Raw genomic sequence first — 12,320 nt, forward strand, 5'->3', positions numbered from 1 at the left:
CATTCTACTTCTCCTTTAATATGTAACTTGCTATACTTATAACAATTCTTAGAAAAATAACAACTATAATTACAAGATAAAGACCGTTTGCAGAAGACATCCATTCTTGAAAAATAGACATTTTCTCCATTTGTTTCTGACCCTCTATTAAAATAACCCCTGCGAACAATGAGCAAACAACGATGATACCTATCATAATTCCGATACTTTTTACTGTATTGTTTCATACCATCCCAGTTATATAAAAGTATAAATACAAACCCGAAAACAGGTATAATACTTATCCATTCATTGTTTGTAAATAGCTTTAAAATGATTAATAGACTACAAGATATGATAAATCCCAAAAATCCAATTTTTTTGTGCATAAGCCCTCCTCGAATTCCATTTTTAGGATTAATTGTATTGTAACATCCATTTTTATCCTTACCATTGCAGTACATGAAATTTTACCTTTTTTTCTGTTTCTTATACTCACATACTTTCCCTACTTTCATACAATAAACTACACGATTGCCTAAGGATGTGAATGTTATGGGAGTTGAATTAACGCTATTACACGCTCTCTATGTTATTTGTTTACTCACTATTATTACCTTTTTTATTCTCCGGAAAGATACTACAATTATTTGTATCGTTTTTATCTTTTTATTAGCATTAACTGCTACAAGTTCTATCCCTCTTGCCGTTAGCGGCATTTTTCAAAGTTTTATTTACGCCATTACTGAGCTATTACCAACTATATTAATCATTTCTATTATTGTATCCATGAGCAATTTACTCGTTCATACCGGTATAAATGATACAATGATTTCGCCATTTACAAAGATGATCCGTACCCCTACCCTCGCCTACTGGATTATTGGCCTTTTGATGATGACAATTTCTTTCTTCTTTTGGCCTTCTCCCGCTGTCGCCTTAATGGGAGCTATTTTATTACCGGTTGCTGTACGCGTCGGTCTCCCCCCAATTGGAGTAGCAATTGCTATGAACTTATTCGGTCATGGGATTGCTTTATCCGGCGACTTCGTTATACAAGGCGCACCAAAATTAACCGCAGACGCTGCTGGTCTCCCTGTTTCCAGCGTCGTATCTGCAAGTGTTCCACTCGTTATCGTTATGGGCGTTGTGACAACTTCCGTCGCTTTTTTCTTCTTACGAAAAGAGTTTCATACAGGCTTAGCTATACAAGAATCTATTCTATCAACTGAGTCTTCTAAAACGCTCACTTCATTATCTCCTCGCACAAAGAAATGGCTCGCTATTTGTATCCCTATCGTATATATCATTGATATCCTTTGCATGATTCAATTTCAACTACAAGGAAGCGACGCAACTGCACTTATCGGCGGAACAACTGTTATTATGATTATCATCATTTCTCTCATCGCCTACAAAGGTAATGGACTGAATAAAACGACCGATTATTTCATAGAAGGGCTCCAATTTGGCTTTAAAATTTTCGGACCAGTTATTCCTATCGCTGCACTCTTTTATTTAGGAGATAGTGGCTTTGTGAAAATTATCGGAGACTATTTACCGAAAGGTTCACACGGAATCATTAACGACTTAGGCATCGCTTTATCTCAAACTGTTCCTTTAAATCAATATGTATCGGCAGGGACATTAACCATCGTGGGTGTCATTACCGGCTTAGATGGATCAGGTTTTTCAGGTATATCACTTGCTGGTTCCATTGCCAATCTTTTTGGAACAGCACTTGGCCATGGAACAGCTACATTAACAGCACTCGGGCAAATTGCAGCTATATGGACCGGGGGCGGGACGTTAATTCCTTGGGCACTTATTCCTGCTGCTGCGATTTGTAAAGTCGATCCATTTGAACTTGCACGCCGAAACTTTTTACCGGTTGTTATCGGTTTAATTGTCACCACGATCGTTGCGATGTTTATCCTATAACGTAAGCAAGTGTTCTCTTGCTTACGTTTTTTGCTTGTAAAATTCATCATGAATTATCAGTTTTCAAGAGGGATTCGTTATTACTTAGCGAAATTATATTAGGAGAGTAATTATTTCAAAACGTTTACGAGAAACAGATTACTGCAATTAGAAAAGGGGACATACCTATGAATGAATTGATTTTCGTCTTATTAATTTGTCCATTATTTATCTTTATCGTATCTGTTATTGGAACACGCAAAACGAAAACGTATTACGTAATGCCGATTGTAACGTTTGCTAGTTTTTTAATAATAGGTGTTATCGCCTTTACTCCAAAATTTTTCTTTTGGGTTGGCATGTACAGCATCTTCTCGTTTATCGTTTCTTATATGACGCTATTGTTTGTGAAAGGATATGAGGTTGCTGAAAACGCTAAATAGTTGTTAGCAAGGAGACAGCAATATGATTTTCTTTGATATTAATGGAACTTTACTTGATTATGAGGCTGCTGAAAGAAATGGTATTATAGATTTTTTTCAAATATATATTTACTTCTAGTGAACTTGGTATATCGAAACCAGATCCTGAAATTTTTCACAGAACCGTATTACAATCGAACCTTGAAATGAAAGATTGCTATTATATTAGCGATCGATTAGAGACTGATGCGATTAATAGTACAGCAGCTGGGATGCAAGGGATATGGTTAAATCGAGATAACTCACAACTCAAGTACGATATTCCTACTATCTGTTCTTTACATGAAGTTTTAACAATAATATAAAAAACGACCGCGTTCCCCCGCGGTCGTTTTTTTCATGTTACGCTGTGATCCAAGCTTCGTTAGCTGGATTTTTACGCCACTCTTGTAATTTTTTCGTTTCAGCTTGTCCGATCATACCTTTTTCTGCTGCAACTTCAGTTAATGCACTGTAATCACTTAAAGAATATGATGCTACGTTAGCTGCTTCTAGCTTTTCTTTTCCTGCTTCTAGCTCGTATGTGAAGATTGATACGATTCCTAATACTTCACAGCCAGCTTCGCGAAGTGCTTCTACACATGTAATTGCACTTCCGCCAGTTGAAATTAAGTCTTCTACTACTACAACTTTTTGACCTTTTTCAGCTTTTCCTTCAATTTGATTCCCTTTACCGTGGCCTTTTGCTTTACTACGTACGTAGCACATTGGTAAATCCATACGATCGCTTACCCATGCAGCGTGCGCAATACCAGCAGTTGCTGTTCCTGCAATAACTTCTACAGTTGGGAAGTGCTCTTTAATTAACTCTTCTAATCCAGCTGCAATCGCTTGACGTACTTTTGGATAAGATAAAGTTAAACGGTTATCACAATAAATTGGTGATTTCATACCTGAAGACCATGTGAATGGATCATTCGGTTGTAAAAATACTGCTCCAATTTCTAATAAATGCGATGCGATTTCTTTTTTCATACTGTTACACCTTCCCACTGTTGTTTTACTGTTTTATACGCTTCAAGCGGATTTTCTGCTTTTGTAATACTACGTCCAACTACGATGTAGCTTGAGCCAAGTTCCCTCGCACGTTTCGGTGTTGCTACGCGCACCTGGTCATTTACATCATCGCTTGCAAGACGAATCCCCGGTGTTACTGTTACAAATTCATTTCCGCATACTTCACGTAATTTTGGAACTTCAAGCGTTGAGCAAACAACGCCATCAAGTCCACTTTCTTTCGTTAGTTTTGCATAATGAGCAACCGCTTCTTCTAACGTCTTCTCGATGCCAATCTCTTTTTTCATCATAGCTTCCGAAGTGCTTGTTAGTTGTGTAACTGCAATACAAATCGGTCTCTCTTTTCCTTCTTGCTTACCTTCCTCTAATCCCTCAATCGCAGCTTTCATCATGCTGCTTCCCCCAGCAGCATGAACATTTACCATATCAACATCTAGACTAGCTAGGCTACGCATAGCGCTTTTTACTGTATTCGGAATATCATGAAGTTTTAAATCTAGAAAAATCTTATGTCCTTTTTCTTTTAAGTACGTAATAATTGCAGGGCCTTCTTTGTAAAATAACTCCATACCAACTTTGACAAATAACTCTTCCCCTTCAAAGTGGCGCAAGAATTGTTCTACATCTTGTTTCCCTGGAAAATCTAGTGCAACGATTAACGACTGTGACATGTTTGCTTCCAGCTCCTTCCTTGACATTCCGAAATGTGATCAAATCCTAATTCATCTAGTAATGCTGGTAACTCTTCAATAATTGTCGGACATACGAACGGATCGATAAAGTTCGCTGTACCTACTGCAACTGCGCTTGCGCCAGCGTAGAAGAATTCAATTACATCTTCCGCCGTTTCAATACCACCCATTCCGATAATTGGAATGTTAACCGCTTGGCTTACTTCATGTACCATACGAATTGCTACTGGCTTAATCGCAGGACCTGATAATCCGCCTGTACGGTTTGCTAAAATTGGTTTAGCTGTTTTTAAATCTAAACGCATACCAAGCAATGTATTAATCATCGTTAAACCATCTGCACCTGCATTTTCAATCGCTTTTGCAATTTCCACTATGTTTGCCACGTTCGGTGACAACTTCACGTATACAGGTACTTCAGAAACCTCTTTTACTCGCTTCGTTAAATCAGCAGCAATTTCAGGATTTGTACCAAAGGCGATACCACCTGTTTTTACGTTCGGACAAGAAATATTTAATTCTAGTGCATGGACATTAGGCGCTTTAGAAATTTCCTTTGCAACCGCTACGTAATCCTCAGCTTGTGAGCCTGCAACGTTCGCAATGATTGGAAGGTCAAATTGTTCTAACCATGGTAATTCAGAATTCATTACTTTTTCTAACCCTGGGTTTTGAAGTCCGATCGCATTTAACATGCCGCCCGGTGTTTCAGCAACACGAGGTGTTGGATTTCCATAGCGTGGTTGTTCTGTCGTCGCTTTAATCATGATTGATCCTAGTACACTTAAATCGTAAAACTGTGCATATTCACGACCAAATCCAAAGCATCCAGATGCCGGTATAATTGGATTTTTTAATGATAATCCTGGTAATTCAACTTGCAATCTGTTCATAGTACAACCTCCCCGATTGGAAATACTGGTCCGTCGCTACACACCTTCTTGTAAGAATGTCCACTTGGATCTTCTTGTAAGTGGCATACACATGCGAAACAAGCTCCAATACCGCAGCCCATACGTTCTTCTAATGAAATATAGGCTTTTTTCTCTTTGTAACGTCCTTCTAATGCACGAAGCATCGCTAACGGACCACATGAATAAAGAATATCAAAGTCAATTCCGTAATTATCAATTACATCTGTGACAAATCCTTTTGTACCGTGTGTACCATCTACTGTCGCAACGTACGTATCACCAAGTTCTGCAAATTTTTCTTCATAGAAAACTACATCTTTCGTTTGAAAACCTAAGATGTGAATTACACGTACACCTTTTGCAACGAGGCGCTGTGATAGTTCATAAAGTGGTGGTACACCAATCCCCCCGCCTACTAGTAAAGCTGTTTGACCAGCTTCTGCTTCTTCTACAGGAAAACCGTGTCCTAGTGGTCCTAGTACGTCTACCATTTCACCTTGTTTTCTAGTTGCTAATGTTTTTGTCCCTTGTCCTTCCGCACGATATAACATTGTAAATTCGTTCTTCTCTTGATCTACATTACAAATACTAATCGGGCGGCGCAGAAGGGGCGCAATGCCCTCTGCTACCTTAATGTGTACAAACTGCCCTGGTTCGTTCATTTGCTGTACTAAAGTTCCTTGAAGCACTAACTCGTAAATGTTTTTTGCGATTTCTTTTTGATTAACGACGATCATATTTTGCTTTTGCATCATGCATGTACCACCTCGTGACGCTTTGTTTGCGTAATTTCTTTCATTGAATGAGCTGAGAATGTCATAGATTCTAATACTCGTAAGATTGCTCTTGTTGTATCAAGTGATGTTAAGCAAGCCACACCATTTTCTACTGATTCACGGCGAATGCGGAAACCATCACGCGCTGGTTGTTTACCTTTTGTTAATGTGTTAATTACAAACTGTGCTTTTCCTTGACGGATAATATCTAGTAAGTTGTAGTCTTCAGAATCAATTTTGTTTACAACTTGTACTGGGATATTTTGCTCTTCTAATGATTGTGCTGTTCCAGCTGTTGCTAATAAGTTATAGCCGATTTCGTGGAAACGTTTTGCAATTTCCATCGCCTCTTCTTTATCTTTATCCGCTACAGTAATGATTACTGATCCGTGCGTTGGGATGTTAATTCCTGAAGCAACTAATCCTTTATATAATGCTTTTTCAAGCGTTAAGTCTTTACCCATTACTTCCCCTGTTGATTTCATTTCAGGTCCTAATGTTGTATCAACTGAACGTAGTTTCGCGAATGAGAATACCGGAGCTTTTACATATACTTCTTTCTCTTCTGGGTGATAGCCCGTTCCGTATCCTTGCTCTACTAGGTCTTGCCCTAAAATAACTTTCGTTGCAACATTCGCCATCGGTACGCCTGTAATTTTACTTAAGAACGGTACTGTACGGCTTGCACGTGGGTTTACTTCAATTACGTACACTTGATCTTTGAATACTACAAACTGGATATTTAGTAATCCAACAATGTTTAATCCTTTTCCAAGTGCAATTGTATGTTCAATGATTTGTTCTTTTAGTTTTTCAGATAAACTTTGTGGTGGATATACTCCAATTGAGTCACCAGAGTGAACTCCAGCGCGTTCAATATGTTCCATAATACCTGGAATGAATACATTCTCACCATCTGAAATTGCATCTACTTCAATTTCTTTACCAACCATGTAACGGTCGATTAATACTGGGTGATCTGCATGAACTTTAACTGCATTTTTCATGTAGTGCAGCAGTTCTTCTTGACGATATACGATTTCCATCGCACGTCCACCTAGTACGTAAGATGGTCTTACTAATACTGGATAACCAATTTCTTCTGCGATTGCTACTGCTTGTTCTACAGTCGTTGCTGTTTTACCAACTGGTTGCGGGATACCAAGTTTTGTTAAAGCAGCTTCAAATTTATCACGATCTTCTGCACGGTCTAAGTCTTCAAGTGATGTTCCTAAGATTTTCACACCGTGAGCCTCTAATTTCGCCGCTAAGTTAATTGCCGTTTGTCCACCGAACTGAACAATAACGCCTTCTGGTTTTTCTAAATCAATGATGTGCATTACATCTTCGATTGTTAATGGTTCAAAGTATAATTTGTCAGAAATACTGAAGTCTGTTGAAACTGTTTCTGGATTGTTATTAACAATGATTGCCTCATATCCAGCTTCTTTAATTGCCCATACAGAGTGAACTGTTGCATAGTCAAACTCAACCCCTTGACCGATACGGATTGGACCAGACCCTAGTACAACAACACTCTTACGATCTGTTATAACCGATTCATTCTCATCACCATATGTGCTGTAGTAGTATGGTGTTGCAGATTCAAACTCTGCCGCACAAGTATCTACCATTTTATAAACAGGAGTTATATTGCTTTCTTTACGCATATCGTAAATTTCACGCTCCGTTTTGTTCCAAGCAGCTGCAATGTAGTGATCACTGAAGCCCATTTCTTTCGCAGCTTGTAGTACTTCCATATTTCCTACATTCGCTTTTACTTCGCGTTCCATATTTACGATGTTTTCAATTTTTTGTAAGAAGAAGAAGTCCATTTCACACCATTCGTTGATTTCTTCTTTCGTTACACCTTGACGAATTGCTTCTGCTACAATAAACAGTCGCTCATCGTCTGCTTTAATAATGCGTTTTTTCATTGTTTCTTTATCAAGTTCTTTTAAGTGGTCTAATTCTAAGTGATAAATGCCAAGCTCTAAAGAACGAACTGCTTTTAATAATGATTGCTCTAAGTTACGTCCGATTGACATAACTTCACCAGTTGCCTTCATTTGTGTACCAAGTGTTCTGTTTGCTGATTCAAACTTATCAAATGGCCAGCGTGGAATTTTTGAAACAACATAGTCTAATGCTGGCTCGAAGCAAGCGTAAGTTTTTTGTGTTACTGGGTTTATGATTTCATCTAATGTTAAGCCGACTGCAATTTTCGCTGCTAATTTTGCAATTGGATATCCAGTCGCTTTAGATGCTAGTGCAGATGAACGACTTACACGTGGGTTTACTTCGATTACATAGTATTGGAAGCTATGTGGATCTAGTGCAAGCTGAACGTTACATCCACCTTCAATTCCTAATGCACGAATAATTCGTAATGAAGTGTTTCGTAACATTTGATATTCACGGTCGCTTAATGTTTGGCTTGGTGCTACTACGATAGAATCACCTGTGTGAACCCCAACTGGATCGATGTTTTCCATGTTACATACTACAATCGCGTTATCATTCGAATCACGCATTACTTCATATTCAATTTCCTTACAACCAGCAATGCTCTTTTCTAATAAACATTGTGTTACTGGACTATGTTTTAATCCACCGGATACGATTTCAATTAGTTCTTCTTCATTACTACAAATTCCGCCACCTGTTCCTCCCATTGTAAATGCTGGGCGAACAATAACTGGATAACCAATTTCTTTTACAAATTCATGTGCTTCTTCCAGCGTATGAATGATCGTACTAGATGGAATTGGTTCATTTAAATCCTGCATTAATGTACGGAATAAATCGCGATCCTCCGCTTGCTCGATAGCTGATAATTTCGTTCCTAAAATTTCAACTCCGCATTCTTCAAGTATGCCTGATTTCGCAAGTTCAACAGCCATATTTAACCCTGTTTGACCACCTAATGTTGGTAAGATTGCATCTGGACGTTCTTTACGAATAATACGGCTTACGAATTCTAATGTTAATGGTTCGATATATACTTTATCTGCTGTTGCAGTATCTGTCATAATTGTTGCTGGGTTAGAGTTAACAAGGATTACTTTGTAACCTTCTTCTCTTAGAGATTGACAAGCTTGTGTACCAGAGTAGTCAAACTCCGCTGCTTGCCCAATTACAATTGGTCCTGATCCGATTACTAAAATTGTGTTAATGTCTAGGCGTTTTGGCATAACTCTTCCCCTTCTTTCTTGAAGTTTTCAATCATTGCTAAGAAATCTTCGAATAAATCATTTGCATCTTCAGGTCCTGCTGAAGCTTCTGGATGGTATTGTACTGTAAATGCTGGGAACTTCTTATGACGAAGACCTTCTACTGTTCCATCATTTAAAGCAACATGTGTAATTTCAAGCTCTGTATTTTCAACTGATTCTTCTTCTACTGCGTAACCATGGTTTTGAGATGTAATTGCTACTTTTCCAGTTGCAAGATTTTTTACTGGATGGTTTAAACCACGGTGACCGAATTTCAACTTACTTGTATTTGCACCAGATGCTAGAGCGAACAATTGATGTCCTAGGCAAATTCCGAATAAAGGAACTTTACCGATAATGTCTTTTAACATTTCAATTGCTTCTGGTACATCTTTTGGATCCCCAGGTCCGTTACTTAACATAATTCCATCTGGGCTAAGGCGTAAAATTTCTTCTGCTGTTGTGTTGTAAGGAACTACAATTACATCACAGTCACGCTTATTTAATTCTCGTAAAATACCATGTTTCATTCCGAAGTCTACAAGTACAACTCGGTGTCCGCGTCCTGGACTTGGGTATGGATCTTTCGTTGATACGCGTTTCACGTGATCTGTAAATACTGTCGCTTTTAATTGGCTCACGATGTATTCTACATCTGCATCCATGTTACAAAGGCGTCCGCGTAATGTACCGTATTGACGAATTTTTCTCGTTAATTTTCTCGTATCAATTCCTGCTAATCCCGGGATGTTTCTTTCTTTTAAGTAATCATTTAACGAAATTTCATTACGGAAGTTTGATGGATGATCACAAATTTCGTTTACGATTAAACCATTTACAGATGGGTGAATCGATTCGAAATCGTCACGGTTAATGCCGTAGTTTCCGATTAATGGGTACGTGAATGTTACGATTTGACCGCAATATGATGGATCAGATAATGTTTCTTGATATCCAGTCATTCCTGTTGTAAATACAACCTCACCTGACTTTTCGATTTCTCCTCCGAAACCTTTTCCAATTAATACTGTTCCATCTTCTAAGATAAGTTGTCTTTTCATACTAATGCACTCTCCTTTTGCCATGCGATCTTACCACCAACGATTGTCATTACCGGCCATCCTTGGCATTTCCAACCTGCGAATGGTGTATTTTTTCCTTTTGATAAGAATGTTGTTGGATCAATCTCTTCTTCTTGTTCTAAATCAATGATTGTAATATCAGCTGTTCTACCTTCTTTCAGGCGACCTGCTTCTAAGCCGAATGTATCAGCTGGCTTTTCTGTTAAATATTGAATTAATTGTTCTAGCGTAATAACTCCTTTTTTCACAAGGTTTGTGTATAGAAGCGGGAATGCTGTTTCAAAACCAGTAATTCCGAATGGTGCTCTTTCAATTCCTTGTGCTTTCTCTTCCGCTGTATGCGGTGCATGGTCAGTTGCGATCATATCGATCGTTCCATCTAATAAACCTTCAATTAATGCTGCATGGTCTTCTTTTCCACGAAGCGGTGGGTTCATTTTAAAATTAGGATCAGCTGATGGGATATCATCTTCACATAACACTAGGTGATGTGGTGTTACTTCTGCTGTTACTTTAATTCCAGCGCGTTTCGCATCACGGATTACACGTACTGAACCTTTCGTACTTACGTGACATACGTGATAGTGACAATCTGCTGCTTCCGCAAGCAATATATCCCTTGCAATATGTACAGATTCACATACTGATGGGATACCGTTTAATCCGTGTTTCTCAGAAAACTTCCCTTCATGTACACAACCTTTATTAATAAGCGTATTCTCTTCACAGTGCGCAACTACTGCCATATCTAATTTTGCTGCACGTTTCATAGCCGCTAACATCATGCTCGCATCTTGTACGCCTACGCCGTCATCTGTGAAAGCAAATGCTCCAAGTTCTTTTAATGTTTCGAAATCTGTCATTTCAGAACCAGCTTGACGTACTGTAATTGCTCCGTATGGTAGTACGTTGACATGTGCTTTTTCTTTAATACGATTTTGCAAGTCTTCCATATGTTCTCTGCAATCTGGTACTGGACGTGTATTTGGCATTGCACAAATTGTAGTGAATCCACCTTTTGCCGCTGCTAGTGTACCTGTTTCAATTGTTTCTTTATGTTCACCACCTGGTTCACGAAGATGTACGTGTACATCTACTAATCCAGGTGCGATTAACTTTCCGTTCACATCGATTACTTCAGCATTATCTGCCGTAATATTTTCTGCTACCTTAGCGATTTTACCGTCTTGTACGAGAAGATCTGTTGCTACAATTTTTCCTTCTTCATTCATATAACGACCATTTTTAAACAAGTAATTCATGTTTCATTCCTCCTAATACATTTGGTAAGGCGCGTTTTAGTACAGCCATTCTTACGTAAACTCCATTTTCCATTTGTTTAAATATGCGTGAACGCTCACACTCAACAAGTTCACTTGCAATTTCAACATCACGGTTTACAGGAGCTGGATGCATAATAATGCTTCCTTCTTTCATACGCTTTTCTCTTTCTACTGTTAATCCGTGTTTCTCATGATATTCTTTCATAATGTCTGTTTCATAATGATCATGACGCTCATGTTGTACACGGAGTAACATCATTACATCCACTTCTGGAACAAGTTCATCTAATGGTTTGTATGTTCCAAATGTGTTGTCTTCACCTTTCCACTCTTCTGGACTTGCAAAGTAAATTGTTGCACCAAGCTTCGTTAATGCTTCTGCATTAGAACGTGCTACTCGGCTATGACGAACATCTCCTACTATTGCAATCTTCAAACCTTCAAATCTTCCAAACTCTTGTTTAATTGTAAGAAGGTCGAGTAGGCACTGCGTTGGGTGGTTTCCACATCCATCTCCAGCGTTTAAGATCGGGATATTCACCTGATCTTTTAGTTCATCGAAGTAGCGATCTTGCTCATGGCGGATGACCACTGCTTTTGTTCCGATTGATTCTAGTGTTCTTATCGTATCGTATAAAGTTTCTCCTTTTTGTACGCTAGATGCATCAGCTGAAAAGTTTAAAACATCTAGTCCTAATCTCTTCTCAGCAACTTCAAAGCTAAATCTCGTTCTCGTACTATTCTCAAAGAACAAGTTTGCAACAAAAGTTTGCTCTGTCGTTTTGCTCTCTTTTCCATTCGCAAAATCTTCTGCGTCTTTTAGGATTTCTGAAATTTCTACTTCCGATAATTCACTCATCGTTAACAAATGGCTCATCGTCATCCCTCATCTTTCTGATTTTTATGTTACCACTTTTGTATTTTTATAACAACCTTTGCATAAAAATACCCTAGTCATGT

General features: G+C 38.5%; 10 protein-coding genes and 2 pseudogenes. 3 read left to right on the plus strand and 9 right to left on the minus strand.

Annotation, left to right across the window (positions count from 1 at the left end; genetic code table 11):
- Nucleotides 1-4: 4 nt before the first annotated feature.
- A pseudogene (locus tag AC3EMB_RS18965) lies at nt 5-368 on the minus strand (YoqO family protein).
- 166 nt (nt 369-534) lie between these two features.
- Between AC3EMB_RS18965 and AC3EMB_RS18970 the strand changes: the two are divergent.
- From AC3EMB_RS18970 to AC3EMB_RS18980, 3 genes and pseudogenes are all read left to right on the plus strand, one after another.
- Nucleotides 535-1,920: a membrane protein gene (locus AC3EMB_RS18970; RefSeq protein ID WP_000537906.1), complete on the plus strand. Its 1,386-nt coding sequence runs from the start codon at nt 535-537 to the stop codon at nt 1,918-1,920.
- 167 nt (nt 1,921-2,087) lie between these two features.
- A complete protein-coding gene (locus AC3EMB_RS18975; protein ID WP_001003915.1) occupies nt 2,088-2,342 on the plus strand; it encodes a YbeF family protein in 255 nt (84 codons plus the stop codon).
- A 92-nt stretch (nt 2,343-2,434) separates the two neighbouring features.
- Nucleotides 2,435-2,686 (plus strand): annotated as a pseudogene (locus tag AC3EMB_RS18980) (HAD family hydrolase); the annotation flags it as partial.
- 37 nt (nt 2,687-2,723) lie between these two features.
- On the opposite strand, the gene pyrE reads toward AC3EMB_RS18980, so the two are convergent.
- Genes pyrE through pyrB form a run of 8 tightly spaced genes read right to left on the minus strand, consistent with a single transcriptional unit; the run spans nt 2,724 to nt 12,237 of the window.
- The gene (gene pyrE, locus AC3EMB_RS18985) at nt 2,724-3,356 is read right to left on the minus strand and encodes an orotate phosphoribosyltransferase (protein WP_000711449.1); all 633 of its coding nucleotides are present in this window, start codon (nt 3,354-3,356) and stop codon (nt 2,724-2,726) included.
- Nucleotides 3,353-4,069, minus strand: a complete 717-nt coding sequence (gene pyrF, locus AC3EMB_RS18990; RefSeq protein WP_000083496.1) for an orotidine-5'-phosphate decarboxylase — start codon at nt 4,067-4,069, stop codon at nt 3,353-3,355. The genes pyrE and pyrF overlap by 4 nt, the downstream gene beginning before the upstream one ends.
- On the minus strand, nt 4,054-4,983 hold the full coding sequence (gene pyrD / locus AC3EMB_RS18995; RefSeq protein ID WP_001081057.1) for a dihydroorotate oxidase B catalytic subunit: 930 nt from the start codon (nt 4,981-4,983) through the stop codon (nt 4,054-4,056). The genes pyrF and pyrD overlap by 16 nt, the downstream gene beginning before the upstream one ends.
- The gene (pyrK, locus tag AC3EMB_RS19000) at nt 4,980-5,759 is read right to left on the minus strand and encodes a dihydroorotate oxidase B electron transfer subunit (RefSeq protein ID WP_000983359.1); all 780 of its coding nucleotides are present in this window, start codon (nt 5,757-5,759) and stop codon (nt 4,980-4,982) included. The genes pyrD and pyrK overlap by 4 nt, the downstream gene beginning before the upstream one ends.
- Nucleotides 5,756-8,974: a carbamoyl-phosphate synthase large subunit gene (gene carB / locus AC3EMB_RS19005; RefSeq protein ID WP_001126128.1), complete on the minus strand. Its 3,219-nt coding sequence runs from the start codon at nt 8,972-8,974 to the stop codon at nt 5,756-5,758. The genes pyrK and carB overlap by 4 nt, the downstream gene beginning before the upstream one ends.
- Nucleotides 8,959-10,056, minus strand: a complete 1,098-nt coding sequence (locus AC3EMB_RS19010; protein WP_000828670.1) for a carbamoyl phosphate synthase small subunit — start codon at nt 10,054-10,056, stop codon at nt 8,959-8,961. The genes carB and AC3EMB_RS19010 overlap by 16 nt, the downstream gene beginning before the upstream one ends.
- The gene (gene pyrC, locus AC3EMB_RS19015; protein WP_001108371.1) at nt 10,053-11,339 is read right to left on the minus strand and encodes a dihydroorotase; all 1,287 of its coding nucleotides are present in this window, start codon (nt 11,337-11,339) and stop codon (nt 10,053-10,055) included. Before pyrC ends, AC3EMB_RS19010 begins: the two co-directional genes overlap by 4 nt.
- A complete protein-coding gene (pyrB, locus tag AC3EMB_RS19020) occupies nt 11,323-12,237 on the minus strand; it encodes an aspartate carbamoyltransferase (protein WP_000018860.1) in 915 nt (304 codons plus the stop codon). Before pyrB ends, pyrC begins: the two co-directional genes overlap by 17 nt.
- Nucleotides 12,238-12,320: the final 83 nt, after the last annotated feature.

It is taken from the genome of Bacillus sp. LQ16 (genome assembly GCF_057784645.1).